Raw genomic sequence first — 14813 nt, 5'->3', positions numbered from 1 at the left:
TGACACCCCCGGCGTGCCCGGCGGTTCCGTCCGGCTGCCTGCGCAACTTTATCGGGTGAATCTTGCCGGATTGGCAACCGACGCCATCCGGCGCGGCGCCGTGGTTCGGAGACCCGCGCTTCCGGGTTTCCCTAAGCAAGGGCCTGCCCGGACAGGCCGCGCGGTCCGGCGAGGAGCAGGGCCGCGCTCGCCGCGAGGACGAGCGTGATCACCGCGAACATCGCGTGCGGCCCGTAGGCCGAGAGGATCGGCAGGAGGATGATCGGCGCCAGCGCGGCCCCGACCCGGCCGCCGGCCCAGGCGCAGGTCATGGCCGAGGCCCGCAGCGGCGTCGGGAGCAGCTCCGTCGCGTAGACGGCGAGGATGCTGCCGTAGGTCGCCGCCGCGGTGTTGAAGGCGATGCCGACCAGGACCAGGGTCAGGAACGTGCCGCTCGCGGCGAAGGCCGTGCCGAGGGCCGCCATCGCCGCCGCCAGGGCCGTCAGGACGGCGCGCCGCTCGAGCCGGTCGATCGCCAGCGCGGTCAGCAGGGTACCCAGGGGCGGGCCGAGCATCGACAGCGCGGCGAAGACGAGGGATTGATCGACCTTGAAGCCCTTCTCCACCATCACGACGGCGCTGAGCAGCGGGAAGGCGATCGTCGCCAGGGGGGCGAGGGTGTAGAGGCCGACGAACAGGGCCGTCCGGCGCAGCTGGCGCGTCTCGGCGAACAGGCCCCGGAACCCCGCGGGCCCGGTCGCGGGCGGGTCCGTGTCCGGGTCGGTGGGGGCGGCGACCCGGACCCGGCCGGCCGCGCGCTCGAACCGGCGGCAGGCGGCGTCGGCCTCGGCGGAGCGCCCGACCGAGGCGAGCCACCGCGGCGATTCCGGCAGCCGCGCGAACAGGACGCCGCCGAGCGCCGCCAGGGCGCCCCCGAGGATCAGCGCCCAGCGCCACGGCTCGATCCCGAGCGGCGCGGCCGGTGCCATCATCTGGACCAGGCCGATGGCGGCCAGGCCGCCGAGGAGCCCGAGTCCGGCGCAGACCAGCAGCGTCGCGCCGCGTCGGCGCGCGGGCGTCACCTCGGCGAGGTAGGTGGCGACCAGGGGCGGGAACCCGCCGATCGCGAACCCCGAGACCGTCCGGGCGATCGTCAGCGCCGTGAGCCCCTGGCTCGCGGCGGCCGCCAGCGATCCGGCGGCCATCAGCGCGAGGGAGGCCTGGAGCGCGCGCCTGCGGCCGAGGCGATCCCCCAGCATCCCGAAGACGGGTGCGCCCACCGCCCCGCCGGCGAACACGGAGGCGAGGAGCAGCGAGAGGCTGCCCCGCGGCAGGTTGTGGGGCGGCGCGAGGAAGATGGCCGCCAGGGCGTTGCTCAGGGCGACCTCGGCGATGTCGGTGAACAGGCCCAGCGTGCAGACGGCGAGCGCCGCCGCGTGAAGCCGCGTCATCGGAAGGGAATCGAGCCGCCGCGTGACGGCCGCGATCGACCCGGCGACCGATGCGGCGGCACCGGAGGCACTCGCGGTCTGGCTTCCGGCGTCGATCAAGCGTGTGAATCCTCTCCGGCCGGAGCGTGCCCGCAACCGGTGACGCACCGCCACGGCAGCGTGTTCCCCACCGGGGAACGTGACGGCGTTCACAAATGCACCATGCGCGCCATGGTTGCGGGTCGCAGGGAGGTCGGCGGTCCGCGGGTCTTGCGGAGCTGTCGATCCGCCCTCCGCCGGGAGCCTCGGCGCGGGGGCCGCACCGCCGTTCCGCGCCTTGCTGATCGTTGATCGGGAGGACATCCTGCGCGGGGGATGTCGGGGCGGATGGCCGGGGCACGATGTTCGAGATCGCGCGGGACGATCTGTCCGATACGCAGACACGAGCGCTGCTGGCGCTCCATCTCGCCGGCATGCACGCATCCTCGCCGCCGGGCAGCGTGTTCGCTCTCGACCTGTCAGGCCTGCAAGCACCGGACGTGACCGTCTGGACGGCGCGCCGCGGCGGGCGGGTGGCGAGCGTCGGGGCGCTCAGGATGGCGACGGACGGCACCGCGGAGGTGAAGTCCATGCGGACGCATCCGGATTTCCTCCGCCTGGGAGCCGGCGCGGCGATCCTCGACACCATCATCGCGGCCGCCGCCGCCCGCGGCGCGCGACGCCTCAGCCTCGAGACCGGATGCGGACCCGCATTCGCGCCCGCGCTCGAACTCTATCGGCGTCGGGGCTTCGTGAACGGCCCCGCGTTCGGGACCTACGTGCCGAGCGAATTCAACCAGTTCCTCCATCTCGAGATCGCCTGACGGATCGGGTCGGCGTCCTCGTCGCGCCGCCGTTCCCGAAGCGGCCCGCGCCGCGCGTCCGCGAACCGTACGTCCAGGCGCAGAGGCCGACTGGGTTAGGGTCAGCAAGGCTGGCTGTCGGCCCGGTGAGTCGCGCGCGTCAGGGGGCCGCTCAGGACCCTCAAGGCCCGTCCAGGAAGCCGAGGAGCGCCGCGTTGAAGAGCGCCGGATCCTGGAGGAACGCGAAGTGGCTGGCGTTCGGCAGGATCAGCAGCCCAGCCCCGGGAATCGTGGCAGCGAGGTACTCGGTGTGCGCGCGTTTGATACCCTCGTCGTGGTCGCCGTCCGCGATGAGGACCGGCGCGCGGATCCGCTTCAGATCGGCTTCGGTCCAGCGCGGCTGCCCGCCCCACATCCGGCCAACCGCGTCGACGAAGGCGGCGTAGTCCTTCGGGGTCGGCGAGAGGGCCTCGTACTCCTTGCCGGCCCGGTCGATGAAGGCGGCGAAGGTCGGGTTCGTCTCCACACCCTCGATCAGGCCCGACGGGTCGGCGTTGGCGCCGAACGCGAACACCTTGCCGACGCGGTCGGGGTGGCGCATCGCCATGTCGAGACCGAGGATCGCGCCGTCGCTCCACCCGACGATGTCGGCGCGCGGGATCTTCAGCACGTCGAGCAGCCCGACCACGTCGTCGGTCATCAGGTCGTAGCCGAATGGCCGATCGTCCCGGGTGCTGCGGCCGTGCCCGCGGCTGTCCACGAGGATGACCGTGCGGCGGGCGGCGAGCGCCGCGACCTGGTGGCCCCAGTAATCGGAGTTCGACAGGCCGCCGTGCAGCAGGACGACCGGCGGACCGTTGCCGATCGTGGCGTAATACAGCCGAATGCCGTTGACAGCGGCGCGCCCGGAGACCGTGCCGGCGACCGGCGCGGGGGTCGGCGGCAGGTCCTGCCAGCGCGGTCCGGCCCAGGCCGGGGCTCCGGCCAGCAGAAGCGTCAGGGTGATCGCAGTCCGAAGCATCGAGCACCTGTCGTCGTTGCCGGGGCCGGGCTGCCGGGGCGATCCGGTCCAGCGCGACCCGCCGCGACCGCGAGCTGCGGTCGACCTGCGCGCGGACCGTGACCAGCTCGGATTACAGAACGATTTCAGGCCGTGGCCCGCGGGCGGCGAGCGCCGTCTCCGCCGGCGCCCGGGCGCCGAAGGCCGGCGCGCAGCGCGGCGCTCGCGCGAGGAGCGGGGCCTCTAGAAGCGCGGGCTCGTGCGGCGGGGCCGGTCCGGCCGGGGCGCGGGGGCGGCTGGCGCATGTCGATGGCCGACCACGTCGCCGTTGCGGTAGGCCTCCTGGATGTTGCGTCGCGCGGCCCGCCCCGCCGTCCCACCGAGCTGCGTCACGGCCGAGTCTCCGGACGGGGCCAGGACGGTCTGCGCCGAGGCCGGTCCGATGCCGAGGAGAAGGAGGGCGACGCAGCCAGACAGACCCTTCATGGCCAGATCCCTCTCACCCGATCGCGTTGCCAGACGGGCCAACCCGCAGTGCCGGCACGCGCGCGCCGCCCCGCCCAGCGCATCTACGTCCGTGCGGGCCATCGGTTCACGGGGGCTCGGCGGACGGGCTGCGTCGATCAGGCGGCCTTGCTGCCGAGCCGGATCGCCTTGGCGATCTCTGACCGGCGCTCGGCGTAGCCCGGCGCGGTCATCGGGTAATCGTCCGGCAGCCCGTAGCGCGCGCGGTAGAGTTCCGGCGTCAGCCCGTGCGCCGTGAGATGCCGCTTCATGGTCTTGTACGACCGGCCGTCGATGAAGCTGACGATGCCGTCCTGGCGGACCGAGCCGCGGATCTGAGCGGCGTCGGGCTGCTCGGGCGGCGCCTCGACGACCGCGGGCCGGTCGGTGAGCGCGGAGAGCGCGCCGTGCACGGTGAGCAGGAGCGGCGGTATGCTGGTGTGCGGCAGCGCGTTGTTCGACAGATAGGCGGTCACGACGCGCAGGGCCACGTCGCTGATGGTCGGCTCGAGCTGGTCCTGGTTCTTGCGCAAAGCGATCGACCCCTTCTTCGACCCTGCCAACACCTATTATAGACCAGGAATACTCGGACATTATCGTCTGTCAATGCAGAATGACATGCTTGGCAAGTAACGAATTTTGAATGCAGAATTTCGATGCGACGCGCGCCGTCCGGTTGGTCAATGACATGGCCATGGTCCTGGCCGAGATTGGGAGAGCGCCGCCGGATTTTTCGGGTCGCGCCTGCCGGACACTTCGCCGGCGCGGTTCCGACGCTTCCACTTCGCAGATCTTCGTGATCCAATACGCTTCGAGCGCATCGCGAAGTCCGTTCATGGCCGCCACACGCCGCCCGTCCGTGCCGAGGTCGAGGGTCCGGAAGTCCCGCACCGTGCCTGGGGCGGGATGGGGACGCGCGATGCTGGCGGCGCTCCTCGGAGGCATGCTCGCGGCGCCGTTCGCCCACGGGCAGGGCGCCGACGATCTGGAGGCCGAGATGCGGGCGCGGGTCGCCGCGGCCTTCCCGGATGCGGGCCTCGTGAGATTCCGCAAGATCCGACCGATCCCCGCCGAGGCGGAGTCCGCCGTGGCGTTCTGCGGCCAGGTCAGCAGCGGCCCCGTCGGGCAGGGGCGGTCGGATTTCCAGGTGTTCCTGTACGACCGCACCGCGTCGGCCGAGACCGTCCGCATCCTCGGATCGGAATCCCTCAACGGCTACCGCGTCGGCCGGAAGCTGATCGGCGCCCTGCGGCGGGTCGGCTGCCTGTGAGGCGTGCGGCCGGGGTGGTCTGTCTCACACGTGACGAAAATGTGGCAGAAGCTTGACTATTGCTCCAAGGTCGGTTTATAGCTTGACCGTGGCGTTGCGGTTACACCCCCGAGTCCCATGGAGGTTCGGATGTGCGCGCGGAAGACCTTCTACATTTTCGTTTCGGCCTCGGACGAGGAGCAGTTCTGCGCCGTCCGACAGGACCAGCCCATCCCGTCGCTCATCGACGGTGTCCGATGGATGTATGTCGGCTGCATCGATACGACCCGGGACAGGCCGTACGGATTCGACGTGGACGCGGCGCACGCGGCGATGCGCCACCGCGGCGTCTACTTCTACCGGCGCGAATTGATGTTCCGCCGGGCCAACTTCCTCCTCGAAGCCGCCTGATGGTGGCTGCCCCCGGACCGATCCTGGCCGGCGCCCTCGTGGTCGCCGGTCTCGGGTTCGCGTCCGCCGCCGAGGCGCAGGTGCCGACGCGGGTCGGCACCTGCGCGGCGACCACCATCGCGCGGATCGGGACCCGGTTCAGCGACACGCTCGTGAAGCCGAAGGGCGACGGGATCGGCGACGGGACGAGCGTCGATCTCAAGAACGGCGTCTACGGCGTCTCCTACGCGTATGTCGAAGCGGTCGCGCGGTCGCGGGTCGGCGACCGGGTCATGACCTGCCTCGTACTCGTGCCGACGGGCTGCCCCAAGGGCGACGATCGCGGCAAGATGTACACGACGACCAACCTGCGCACGCTGGATTCCTGGACTTTGCCCGACTCCCAGCACATGTGCGGCGGGGCCTGATCGGGCGTCCGTGAACCCGCCGCCCGGAGGGGCGTGCTGCCTCAGGGGGTGGGATCCGGGGCTCGGTGAAGAGGAGAGGGATCCGTGTCGCTCAGGAACGCTCTTGCCGCCCTCGCACTGGCGGTGGCGGGTTCCGCGCCGGTCCCCGCCTGGGCGTGGGGCGTCCCCGGATGCATCAACCTTCCCGAGTACAACCGCGCCCTGGGCGCCCTGCAGGGCATGACGAGCGCCTGCGACATGAGCGTCGAGGAAGCCCGCCGGATCGTCGCCGCCCGTGACGGCGTCGCGCCCGGGCCCCCGGTCGCCGCCGCGGAGCCGCCGGCGGCGCCGCGGGTCGCGCCGCGGCACCGCAGGGCGCGGGCGCACCGGAGCGCGCGGCCGCGGCATCACCGCTGAGCCGGCCGACCGGCGCTCAGGTCCCGTCCTCCGGCGCCCCCGGGGGATCCGCGCGGGTGCGCGCCCAGTCCCGGTCGCGCTCCGCCTGCCGGGCGCGCTGCTCCGCCACGTAGGCCTCCTGGTCGGCGCGCTCCCGCTTCCGGCGGCGGTCGGCGGCGGCCGCGCTGCGCTTGCGCCACGCCTCCGTCTCGGCCTTCTGGCGCAGCAATTCCTCGACCGTGACGGGTGTCACCGGTTCCTTGGGTTGCGCCCAGGGATAGGACCGCCGGGGCGGGGGCGGGCGGGCCGCCCGATCGGCGGAGGCCTGCCCGCTCCGCCGGAGCGCCTCGGCCGCCGCCGCGAGGGTCAGCCCGGCACCCCGGGCGATGCGCTCGGCGGCCGCCCGGGCGGCCGCGCGCTCGCCCGCCGTGGCCCCCTGATCGGCGAGCGCGAGGCACTTCTCGAACCGGTCTCGGTCGGCGGGCGTCATGGGCGACGTCATGGGCAGCGTCTTATCGCCGAGTCGACCCGCCTGTCCCGTCGCACCGGATCCGTCGATCCGGTTTCGCGCCAGCCTCCGTGCCGGTCAGGCCGCCGCGGCCGCGCGTCTCGCCGGCCGTCCGGCGCCGCGACCCGCGCGGCTACGTCTGGGCGCGTCCGTTCCCGCCCGGACCGATCGCCGGCAGTCCGGCCCCGTCCGGCAGGCCGCCGAGCACCACGAGGATCCGTCCCAGGAGCACCCGCGAGTGCCGCGCACCGCTGCCGATGGCCGTGAGGTCCGGCCGGCCCGCGCGGGCCTCGTAGGCCGCGCGCAGCCGGTCGAGCTGCCGCCTGCGCGTCTCGGGATCGCTGGAACCCATGGCCCATCCTCCCGGCGGGCCCTGGCTCGCGGTGCGCCCCCGCGAGCGAGCCTTCGACCATCCCGAGTCGGGGAGTTGGAAAACCGTGTCTGAACGGTCCCTACGACCTTTAGCGCCGGAACGCCTGGACATACGCCGCAGGCTCCCCGACCGTGTGGCCAAGGATACGGGTGCCGTTGTGGTCGGCACCGACCATCAGACAGGGGGTTCCACGCCCCAGGGCCGCGCGTACGGCCCCGCTGGCCTTCTAGTCGCCTCTAGGAAGGAAATCCAGCCCGGCGTGCCGCGCCGCGCTCGAGTCGGCGGAAACCGCCGTCGATCAGGAGCGCCAGCGCGGACACGACGAGGCCGCCCTGCAGGACGTAGGCGGTGTTGCCGGTCAGCAGGCCGGAGATGATCACCTCGCCGAGGGTGCTGGCGGCGACCGTGGAGCCGATGGTCGCCGTCGCCAGCCCGATGATCGCGGCGAGGCGGATCCCCGACAGGATCATGGGCAGCGCCAGGGGCAGCTCGACGCGGACGAGTCGCTGCCGGTCGGTCAGACCCATGCCGCGGGCGGCCTCCATCAGCGCCGGGTCGAGATCCTCGAGCCCGGTGAGCGCGGTCTCGAAGATCGGCAGGAGCCCGTAGAGGACGAGGGCGATCAGGGTCGGGACCGCGCCGAACCCGAGGATCGGCACGGCCAGGGCCAGGACCGCGACGGGCGGGAAGGTCTGCCCGATTCGGGCCACCGACCGGGCGAAGGGCAGCACGTCGCGGCCGGCCGGCCGCGTGGCCGCGACCGCGAGGCCGAGGGCGATCGCGGCCGCGGTCACGGTCGCGGTGGCGACGAGCAGGAGGTGGTTGACGGCGAGCGTCAGCAGCGGCGTCTGGGCGTAGATCGGCGGCGTGTCGCCGGGGGCGAAGGGCCGGAACAGGGGCGCGAACCACCCCGGAGCGACCAGGAACGCCCCGAGCAGGGCGAGGAGCGCGGCCCGGGCGATCTGCGGGGCGCGGATCACGGCCGGGCGCCCCGCGCCTCGAGGGCCTCCCGCGTCACCCGGCCCAGGACGACGCCGTCGCGGCTGACCGGCAGCGCCGGGCGCCGGGACCACAGGCTCTCGGCGAGGGCGGCCCGCACCGTGGTCCCGGCCGGGATGGGCGGGCCCGGCGCCGGGCCGGGCTCGATCAGATCGTCCACGGCGCGCAGGGCCATGAGCTGGAAGGCCCGGTCGCCGCTGCCGAGGAGGGCGCCGACGAAGGCGGTGGCGGGCGCGCCGACGAGGTCTGCCGGCGCGGCCTCCTGCACGAGGCGCCCGCCATCCATCACGGCGACCCGGTCGCCGAGATGCAGGGCCTCGGTCATGTCGTGGGTCACCAGCACGATCGTGGTGCCGTAGCGCGCCTGGATCGCCAGAAGGTCCGCCTGCGCCCGCCCGCGGATGATCGGATCGAGGGCGCCGAAGGGCTCGTCCATGAGCAGGATCGGCGGCTCGGCCGCGAGCGCGCGGGCGACGCCGATCCGCTGCTGCTCGCCGCCGGAGAGCGCCGCCGGCAGGCGGTCCCGGTAGATCGCCGGATCGAGGTTGAACAGGCCGAGGAGCTCGTCGACCCGCGCGGCGATCCGCCGGCGGTCCCAGCCGACGAGCCTCGGCACCACCGCGATGTTCTCCGCGACCGTGCGGTGGGGGAACAGCCCGTGGCCCTGGATGGCGTAGCCGATCCCGCGCCGCAGCAGGTGCGGCGGCACCTCCCGGACGTCCCGGCCCGCGATCCGGATCGTCCCGGCGCTCGGCTCGATCAGGCGGTTGATCATGCGCAGCAGGGTGGTCTTGCCCGATCCCGAGGTGCCGACCACCGTCAGGATCGTCCCGGTCTCGACCCGCAGGGTGACGTCCGCCACCACCGTGCGCCCCTCGAAGACGCGGCTCACCCCGGCGAGGTCGATCATGGGATCCGCTCCGCCGCGCGGCCGCGGCTCAGGTCGATGACGGCGTCGAGCAGCACCGCGGCGCCGGTCGCCATGGCGACGGTCGGCAGCGCGCCGAGCAGGACGAGGTCGCCCGCGTTCTGGCTGATGCCCTGGAAGACGAACACGCCGAGGCCGCCGCCGCCCACGAGACCCGCGATCACCGCGAGGCCGATATTCTGGACGAGGACGATCCGGATCCCGGTCAGGATCGCCGGCAGGGCGAGGGGCAGGTCGACCTGGAACAGCCGCTGGCGCGCGGTCATGCCGACGCCCCGGGCGGCGTCGCGCACCGGCCGGGGCACCGCGTCGAGGCCCGCGACGGTCGCGGCGGCCACGGGCAGGAGCGCGTAGGCGAACAGCGCCACGAAGGCCGGCGCGGCGCCGATCCCCGCGATGCCGAGGGCGGCCGCGCCCGGCACCTCCCGGCCGATCCAGGCCAGGGGCGCGATCAGCATGCCGAACAGCGCCATGGACGGGACGGTCTGCACGACGTTGAGGCTCGTGAGCAGGCCCGCCCGCAGGGGCTGGACCGGGCGCGCCAGCACGGCCGCCGGGATCCCGACCAGGGCGGCGGCCGCCACCGATGCGAGGGCGAGGGCGGCGTGGGTCCGCAGCTCCCGGCCGAACGTGTCGGAGCGGCCGGCATATTCCCGCAGGACCGAGAGGTTGTCCCAGAAGCCGGTGCGCAGGGCGAGCCCCGTCGCGGCGACCAGCAGGGCGAGCGCGGCGATCCGCAGGACCGGCCCCGGCCGCAGCCGCGCCAGCCCGTCGCCGGCCGCGAGGGCCGCCGTCCCGGAGGCGAGCCACCAGCCCGCGTCCGGCGAGACCCGGCCGTACCGGTCGCCCGGCGCGGTCAGGTGATCGGCCGCCCAGCCGGCCGCGAGGCCGAGCAGCAGCAGGACCGCGGCGGCGGCAGCCAGCCGCAGGATCGGCGCCGACCGCAGGACCAGCGGCGGCAGCGCGAGGGCGACGACGCCCCCGAGGAGGAGCGCCGCGCCGGGAGGGAGCGCCGACCACGCCGTCAGCGCGGTGCCGGCCGCGATCCGGTTCGGCCGGGTCGTCATCAGCGGCAGGGCGAGCAGGCTCAGTGCCAGGACGGCCGCGAAGGCCGCGCCCAGCGGATCGACGCCCGGGCGAAACCGCCCGGTCGCGAGGGATTCCCCCATCCTCACGCTGCGGCGGCGCCCGGGGGCGCGACGATGGACGGAAATGCGGCGGGTCTCATGAGGCGGGTCACCGGCGTCGCGACGCTCTCGGGCGCCCCGCCGCGCATCCTTGCCGGCGGAGCCCCGGCTTGTCGACGCGGGATCCCGCGGGCCGCGGACGGCTCCGCCGGTGAGGGCGCGTCGCGCCGCGCTGTCCGCGCGGCCGGCTCACCGCACGAACCCGTTTTGCCGGAGGAAGTCCGCCGCGACCGCAGAGGCCGGCTCGCCGCCGATCTGGACCCGGCCGTTGAGATCCCGGAGCGTGGCCAGATCGAGCTTGCGGAAGATCGGGTCCAGCACCGCGGCGATCTCCGGATGGGCCTTGAGGACCGCGCCGCGGACCACCGGCGCCGGCTGGTAGACTGGCTGGACGCCCTTGTCGTCGTCCAGCATGACGAGGCGCGCGACCGCCATGCTGCCGTCGGTGCCGAACACCATGGCGGCGTTCGTGCCGGAGGTGCCCCGCGCCGCCGCCGCGATCGTCGCGGCCGTGTCGCCGCCGGCCAGGATGACGAGCTGGTCCGGCCGGAGGGTGAAGCCGTAGGCCCGGCCGAAGGCCGGCAGCGCCCCCGGGCTGGTCACGAATTCCGACGAGGCGGCGAGCTTGATCGCGCCGCCGCCCGCCACGTAGCGGCCGAAGTCGCTCATGGTCCTCAGGCCCGCGGCCCGCGCGACCTCCTCGCGCACCGCGATCGCCCAGGTGTTGTTGGCCGAGGCGGGCGTCAGCCAGACGAGGTCGTTGGCCGCGCGATCCAGGTCCCGGGCCGTGCGGTAGGCCGCCTCCGGGTCCTTCCAGACCGGGAGATCGGCCTTCCCGAAGAAGAACGCCGCGTTGCCGGTGTATTCGGGATAGATGTCGATCTGCCCCTCGATCAGGGCCTGGCGGACGATCGCGGTGGCGCCGAGCTGGATCTTGTCGACGGTCGGCAGGCCTCGGGCCTGGAGCGCCTGCAGGATGATGTTCCCGAGCACCCCGCCCTCCGTGTCGAGCTTGGAGGCGACGACGATCCCGGCCGCCGGCGCGCCGGGCGTGGGCGCGCACTGGGCTGTCAGCAGCGCGAGCCCTGCCGCGACGAGCCCCGCCCGGATCCGCTTCACCATGGCCTCCGGCTCTGCCCTGCGCCCCGTCGGTCCGGTCGGGCGCCCGCTTTCCGACATCTAGGGCCGGTCCCGGTCAAGTTGAGGCGGAGGCGCACCGAGCCTGTGCCGCACGGGAGAGGGGAATGGCGCGACTGACTCCGCCCGAATCGTCGTCCGTCGAGACCGCTGCGACACGATTGGGCACGGCTCTCGGGCCGGCGCCGCGGCGTGATTCGGTGCCCGAACCCGGTCGACAGCCGCGTCTCCCGCACCGGACCGATCCGGCGTCGCGGGCCGCGCGACCCCCGCGAAGACCTGCGCGCCCGGCGAGTCCAACCGGGGCCGTATCAAATCAACACATTCCCGTTAACGTTGTTTAACCTTTACACGATCCTTCCGCGAACGATCCTGGCTTTGACGATATAATCTTGAGTACATGCTTTGTGTCGAAAGGAGGGGGGATATGTCGTATTCGATTCTGGTTCGCGATCTCACCCGCGAGACCGACGGTACTCCCAAACTTCTGGCCTACGACATTCGCGACCGCTCGGCGGCCGAGACTCTCGTGTCGGTGATCGCCACTTCGTACCAGGATCACGGTTTCAATCCAGCGACCCGCGTCCACTGGTTTCGCCACGCGGGCGGGCTGCGCGAGATCTTCACGTGGCCGCGGTCCTGACCGGCGGCGCGCGGGCTCAGGTGCCGCAGAAGGTCCGGTAGCCGACGCCGCCGCCCGCGGGCGCCTCCGCGAAGGCGGCGTGGTCCGGCTGGTCGTCGTAGGGGCGGGCCAGGACGGCGAGGAGCGTCGCGAACGGCGCGAAGTCGTCCCGCTCCACGGCGGCCTCGATCATCGCCTCGACCCGGTGGTTGCGCGGGATGAAGGCCGGGTTCTCCCGGCGCATCGCGGCGGCGGTCTCGACCGGGTCGCGTGCCTCCTGCGCCAGCCGCGCGCGCCACGCGGCCGCCCAGGCATCGTAGCGCGTCGGGTCGACGAACAGGTCGCGCACGGCGGCGTCGGCCTCAGGCCGCGCCGCCGCGTCGCAGAGCCGGCGGAACGTCAGGGTGAAGTCGGCCTGGTTCTCGGCCATGCCCTTGAGGAGGTCGCCCGCCAGCTCGGCGTCGCCGTCGCGGGTCTCGGCGAGGCCGAGCTTGCGGGCGAGGCCGCCGTGATAGGCCGCCTCGAAGCGCGGCGCGAAGGTGGCCAGCGCCGCTTCGGCCTCGGCGACGGCGGCGTCCTCGCCCTCGGCGAGGAGCGGCAGCAGGGTCTCGGCGAGGCGGGTCAGGTTCCAAAGCGCGATCCGCGGCTGCTGGCCGTAGGCGTAGCGGCCGTTGCGGTCGATGGAGCTGTAGACCGTCCGGGGATCGTAGGCGTCGAGGAACGCGCAGGGCCCGTAATCGATCGTCTCGCCCGCGACCGACATGTTGTCGGTGTTCATCACCCCGTGGACGAAGCCGACGTGCAACCAGCGGGCGACGAGGGCCGCCTGGGCCGCGACGACGCCCTCCAGCAGCGCCCGGTAGGGATTGCCGGCCCCGGCCGCGTCCGGATGGTGCCGGGCGACGACGTGGTCGGAGAGCGCCCGCAGGCCCTCGACGTCGCCCCGCGCCGCGAAGAACTGGAAGGTGCCGACCCGGATGTGGCTCGCCGCCACGCGCGTGAGGACCGCGCCCGGCAGGAGCGTCTCGCGCACCACCGGCTCGCCGGTCGTCACGGCGGCGAGGGCCCGGGTGGTCGGGATGCCGAGCGCCGCCATGGCCTCGCTGACGAGGTACTCGCGCAGGACCGGGCCGAGCGCTGCCCGCCCGTCGCCCCGCCGGGAGAACGGCGTCGGGCCCGCGCCCTTCAGCTGGATGTCGCGGCGGCGCCCGTTCCGGTCGACGACCTCGCCGAGCAGGACCGCGCGGCCGTCGCCGAGCTGGGGCACGAACTGGCCGAACTGGTGCCCGGCATAGGCCGCGGCGATCGGGTCAGCGCCGTCCGGGACCGCGTTCCCCGCGAGCGCCGCGACGCCGTCCGGGCCGGCGAGCCAGTCCGGATCGAGACCGAGCTCCTCGGCGAGCGCACGGTTCAGCCGGACGAGGCGCGGCGCCGCCACGGGCGTCGGCGGCCGGCGGGCGTAGAAGCGCTCCGGCAGGCGGGCGTAGCTGTTGTCGAAGGGGAGTGCCGTCATCGTCGGGATCTATGGAGCGCGGGGTCGGGGGGCAAGCGGGGCCGTCGGGGCCGCGGGATCCGGGCGGTGCCGTCGGCGCCCGTGGGCCTCTCGGACATCGACCGGAGCCGCGCGGCGGCGACGGAACCGCGGATCGTCCACCGGGTCCGGGTCATCGTCGCGCCTTCCCCGCCCCCTGGCCCATCCGCCGGGCGCGGGGATGTTCGCGGCCCGACCCGTTCTCAGGCGTCGGCGGGCCGGATCGCTTCGAGCGCCTCGATCCTCCGGGTGGTGGGATCGCGCGCGGCGGGATCGGCCGTCGACCCGCGCCGCCGGGCGCGGCAGGCCAGGGCCGCGAGGGCCAGGAGACCGCCCGCCAGCACGTCCGGCAGGTAATGACCGCCCGACCCGACGGTCGCGACGATCACGGCGGCGTTCAGCAGGACGGCCAGGGGGCCAAGGAGCGGCATCGGCGCCAGCGCCCAGGCCGTGAGGATCGCGAGGCACACGTGGAAGGACGGGAAGGTCGCGAGGCCGCGCAGGTCGCCGAGCGCCAGCGTGTGCAGGGTGCCGGCCCGCAGCCGCGCCACCGGCTCAAGGTGCCAGAGCGCGCCGACCGTCTCCAGGGGCTCGGACGGGACGACCCGCGGGGCGTAGTGGGCGTAGGGGCCGAGGGCCGGCAGCAGGGCGGCGAGGACGATCACGCACAGCAGCGTCGCGGAAAACAGCCGGATGTAGGTCCAGAGCCGGCCGAGGCGGCGGGTCGCGCTCAGCGCGATCACCACGAGCCCGACCTGCGGGCCGCTGGAATGGTAGGCGAGCGCCAGCCACCACGACAGCGTCGGGTGCCGCGCCAGGAACGCCACGTGACCGGTCCAGTCGAAGCCGAGGGCGGCCTCGATGCGGGCCAGCGCGGGATCGACGAAGGGCAGCCCGATCCCGGCGGCGAGGAAGTGCAGGACCGCCACCGGCACCGTGAAGGCGATGAGGAACGCGCTCGCCAGGGCCATGCCGCGCAGGGGCGGGTCGGACTTCACCGTGCTCAGGCAGGAGGCGGCGCTCAGCAGGACGAGGACGGCGAGGCCCGCGAGCGCGAAGCCCAGGGGCGCGGCGGCGATGCCGGACGCGGCCATCCAGACGGCGTCGACCGCGACGATCGCCAGGGTCAGGGCCCAGAGACGCGGGTCCGGCGCGGCGATGCCGGTGCTGTGCCGGCGCAGCAGGCGCCACCAGGGACGTGCCGGGTTTCGAGCGCGGACGATGGGCGCGCGGCCGGCGTGAACGGCCCGGTCTGGACGCATGATCCGGCTCACCTCGCCCGACAGGGCCGATGCGCGGCCGGGACGAGGCTCGGCCGCGACGGGGATGTG

19 protein-coding genes are annotated in these 14813 nt (G+C 73.9%); 6 read left to right on the top strand and 13 right to left on the bottom strand.

Annotated features, from left to right (window positions below; genetic code table 11):
- Positions 1 to 131: 131 nt before the first annotated feature.
- On the bottom strand, positions 132 to 1430 hold the full coding sequence (locus tag ABIC30_RS01420) for an MFS transporter (RefSeq protein WP_245274458.1): 1299 nt from the start codon (positions 1428 to 1430) through the stop codon (positions 132 to 134).
- Positions 1431 to 1810: 380 nt separating this feature from the next.
- Here ABIC30_RS01420 and ABIC30_RS01415 point away from each other — a divergent pair, with 380 nt between their 5' ends.
- Positions 1811 to 2272 carry a GNAT family N-acetyltransferase gene (locus tag ABIC30_RS01415; protein WP_020091007.1) on the top strand — a complete coding sequence of 154 codons (462 nt, stop codon included), beginning with the start codon at positions 1811 to 1813 and terminating at the stop codon, positions 2270 to 2272.
- Between the two features lie 160 nt (positions 2273 to 2432).
- Here ABIC30_RS01415 and ABIC30_RS01410 read toward each other — a convergent pair whose 3' ends face one another.
- From ABIC30_RS01410 to ABIC30_RS01395, 4 genes are all read right to left on the bottom strand, one after another.
- On the bottom strand, positions 2433 to 3272 hold the full coding sequence (locus ABIC30_RS01410; protein WP_020091006.1) for an alpha/beta fold hydrolase: 840 nt from the start codon (positions 3270 to 3272) through the stop codon (positions 2433 to 2435).
- A 222-nt stretch (positions 3273 to 3494) separates the two neighbouring features.
- Complete coding sequence (locus tag ABIC30_RS01405) at positions 3495 to 3737, bottom strand: hypothetical protein (protein WP_020091005.1); 243 nt, start codon at positions 3735 to 3737, stop codon at positions 3495 to 3497.
- Between the two features lie 137 nt (positions 3738 to 3874).
- Positions 3875 to 4288 (bottom strand): Ros/MucR family transcriptional regulator, encoded by a 414-nt coding sequence (locus ABIC30_RS01400; RefSeq protein WP_020091004.1) that lies wholly within the window; start codon positions 4286 to 4288, stop codon positions 3875 to 3877.
- A gap of 70 nt (positions 4289 to 4358) precedes the next feature.
- On the bottom strand, positions 4359 to 4601 hold the full coding sequence (locus ABIC30_RS01395; protein WP_128083334.1) for a hypothetical protein: 243 nt from the start codon (positions 4599 to 4601) through the stop codon (positions 4359 to 4361).
- A gap of 73 nt (positions 4602 to 4674) precedes the next feature.
- Here ABIC30_RS01395 and ABIC30_RS01390 point away from each other — a divergent pair, with 73 nt between their 5' ends.
- The 4 genes from ABIC30_RS01390 (at position 4675) to ABIC30_RS01375 (ending at position 6218) form a co-directional block, all read left to right on the top strand.
- Positions 4675 to 5025, top strand: a complete 351-nt coding sequence (locus ABIC30_RS01390; protein WP_020091003.1) for a hypothetical protein — start codon at positions 4675 to 4677, stop codon at positions 5023 to 5025.
- Positions 5026 to 5154: 129 nt separating this feature from the next.
- Complete coding sequence (locus tag ABIC30_RS01385; RefSeq protein WP_042671974.1) at positions 5155 to 5415, top strand: hypothetical protein; 261 nt, start codon at positions 5155 to 5157, stop codon at positions 5413 to 5415.
- A complete protein-coding gene (locus tag ABIC30_RS01380; protein ID WP_020091001.1) occupies positions 5415 to 5822 on the top strand; it encodes a hypothetical protein in 408 nt (135 codons plus the stop codon). The genes ABIC30_RS01385 and ABIC30_RS01380 overlap by 1 nt, the downstream gene beginning before the upstream one ends.
- Before the next feature lie 84 nt (positions 5823 to 5906).
- Complete coding sequence (locus tag ABIC30_RS01375) at positions 5907 to 6218, top strand: hypothetical protein (RefSeq protein ID WP_026604598.1); 312 nt, start codon at positions 5907 to 5909, stop codon at positions 6216 to 6218.
- A 16-nt stretch (positions 6219 to 6234) separates the two neighbouring features.
- Here the strand turns inward: ABIC30_RS01375 and ABIC30_RS01370 are convergent, their stop codons facing one another.
- The 6 genes from ABIC30_RS01370 to osmF form a co-directional block, all read right to left on the bottom strand.
- Complete coding sequence (locus ABIC30_RS01370; RefSeq protein WP_020090999.1) at positions 6235 to 6699, bottom strand: hypothetical protein; 465 nt, start codon at positions 6697 to 6699, stop codon at positions 6235 to 6237.
- A 139-nt stretch (positions 6700 to 6838) separates the two neighbouring features.
- On the bottom strand, positions 6839 to 7057 hold the full coding sequence (locus ABIC30_RS01365; RefSeq protein ID WP_020090998.1) for a hypothetical protein: 219 nt from the start codon (positions 7055 to 7057) through the stop codon (positions 6839 to 6841).
- A 257-nt stretch (positions 7058 to 7314) separates the two neighbouring features.
- Positions 7315 to 8058 (bottom strand): ABC transporter permease, encoded by a 744-nt coding sequence (locus ABIC30_RS01360; protein WP_020090997.1) that lies wholly within the window; start codon positions 8056 to 8058, stop codon positions 7315 to 7317.
- The gene (locus ABIC30_RS01355) at positions 8055 to 8987 is read right to left on the bottom strand and encodes an ABC transporter ATP-binding protein (protein WP_020090996.1); all 933 of its coding nucleotides are present in this window, start codon (positions 8985 to 8987) and stop codon (positions 8055 to 8057) included. Before ABIC30_RS01355 ends, ABIC30_RS01360 begins: the two co-directional genes overlap by 4 nt.
- On the bottom strand, positions 8984 to 10174 hold the full coding sequence (locus ABIC30_RS01350) for an ABC transporter permease (protein ID WP_103984617.1): 1191 nt from the start codon (positions 10172 to 10174) through the stop codon (positions 8984 to 8986). Before ABIC30_RS01350 ends, ABIC30_RS01355 begins: the two co-directional genes overlap by 4 nt.
- A gap of 207 nt (positions 10175 to 10381) precedes the next feature.
- On the bottom strand, positions 10382 to 11314 hold the full coding sequence (gene osmF / locus ABIC30_RS01345; RefSeq protein WP_020090994.1) for a glycine betaine ABC transporter substrate-binding protein OsmF: 933 nt from the start codon (positions 11312 to 11314) through the stop codon (positions 10382 to 10384).
- A gap of 442 nt (positions 11315 to 11756) precedes the next feature.
- On the opposite strand from osmF, the gene ABIC30_RS01340 reads away from it, so the two are divergent.
- Positions 11757 to 11972, top strand: coding sequence for a hypothetical protein (locus ABIC30_RS01340; RefSeq protein WP_026604595.1), 216 nt, complete (start codon positions 11757 to 11759; stop codon positions 11970 to 11972).
- Between the two features lie 16 nt (positions 11973 to 11988).
- On the opposite strand, the gene ABIC30_RS01335 is transcribed toward ABIC30_RS01340, so the two are convergent.
- On the bottom strand, positions 11989 to 13464 hold the full coding sequence (locus tag ABIC30_RS01335; RefSeq protein WP_020090992.1) for a protein adenylyltransferase SelO: 1476 nt from the start codon (positions 13462 to 13464) through the stop codon (positions 11989 to 11991).
- A 221-nt stretch (positions 13465 to 13685) separates the two neighbouring features.
- Positions 13686 to 14744 carry a phosphatase PAP2 family protein gene (locus tag ABIC30_RS01330; RefSeq protein WP_043712067.1) on the bottom strand — a complete coding sequence of 353 codons (1059 nt, stop codon included), beginning with the start codon at positions 14742 to 14744 and terminating at the stop codon, positions 13686 to 13688.
- Positions 14745 to 14813: the final 69 nt, after the last annotated feature.

The sequence above is a fragment of the Methylobacterium sp. 1030 genome (assembly GCF_040544715.1).
Taxonomy (GTDB): domain Bacteria; phylum Pseudomonadota; class Alphaproteobacteria; order Rhizobiales; family Beijerinckiaceae; genus Methylobacterium.
Note: the sequence above shows the minus strand (reverse complement) of the source record. Positions and strands in the feature narration are given on the sequence as shown.

Coding starts and splice junctions, on each gene's coding strand:
- ABIC30_RS01420 (WP_245274458.1), bottom strand. CDS start 1,430: ATGACGCGGCTTCACGCGGCGGCGCTCGCCGTCTGCACGCTGGGCCTG.
- ABIC30_RS01415 (WP_020091007.1), top strand. CDS start 1,811: ATGTTCGAGATCGCGCGGGACGATCTGTCCGATACGCAGACACGAGCG.
- ABIC30_RS01410 (WP_020091006.1), bottom strand. CDS start 3,272: ATGCTTCGGACTGCGATCACCCTGACGCTTCTGCTGGCCGGAGCCCCG.
- ABIC30_RS01405 (WP_020091005.1), bottom strand. CDS start 3,737: ATGAAGGGTCTGTCTGGCTGCGTCGCCCTCCTTCTCCTCGGCATCGGA.
- ABIC30_RS01390 (WP_020091003.1), top strand. CDS start 4,675: ATGCTGGCGGCGCTCCTCGGAGGCATGCTCGCGGCGCCGTTCGCCCAC.
- ABIC30_RS01385 (WP_042671974.1), top strand. CDS start 5,155: ATGTGCGCGCGGAAGACCTTCTACATTTTCGTTTCGGCCTCGGACGAG.
- ABIC30_RS01380 (WP_020091001.1), top strand. CDS start 5,415: ATGGTGGCTGCCCCCGGACCGATCCTGGCCGGCGCCCTCGTGGTCGCC.
- ABIC30_RS01370 (WP_020090999.1), bottom strand. CDS start 6,699: ATGACGTCGCCCATGACGCCCGCCGACCGAGACCGGTTCGAGAAGTGC.
- ABIC30_RS01365 (WP_020090998.1), bottom strand. CDS start 7,057: ATGGGTTCCAGCGATCCCGAGACGCGCAGGCGGCAGCTCGACCGGCTG.
- ABIC30_RS01355 (WP_020090996.1), bottom strand. CDS start 8,987: ATGATCGACCTCGCCGGGGTGAGCCGCGTCTTCGAGGGGCGCACGGTG.
- ABIC30_RS01350 (WP_103984617.1), bottom strand. CDS start 10,174: ATGGGGGAATCCCTCGCGACCGGGCGGTTTCGCCCGGGCGTCGATCCG.
- osmF (WP_020090994.1), bottom strand. CDS start 11,314: ATGGTGAAGCGGATCCGGGCGGGGCTCGTCGCGGCAGGGCTCGCGCTG.
- ABIC30_RS01340 (WP_026604595.1), top strand. CDS start 11,757: ATGTCGTATTCGATTCTGGTTCGCGATCTCACCCGCGAGACCGACGGT.
- ABIC30_RS01335 (WP_020090992.1), bottom strand. CDS start 13,464: ATGACGGCACTCCCCTTCGACAACAGCTACGCCCGCCTGCCGGAGCGC.
- ABIC30_RS01330 (WP_043712067.1), bottom strand. CDS start 14,744: ATGCGTCCAGACCGGGCCGTTCACGCCGGCCGCGCGCCCATCGTCCGC.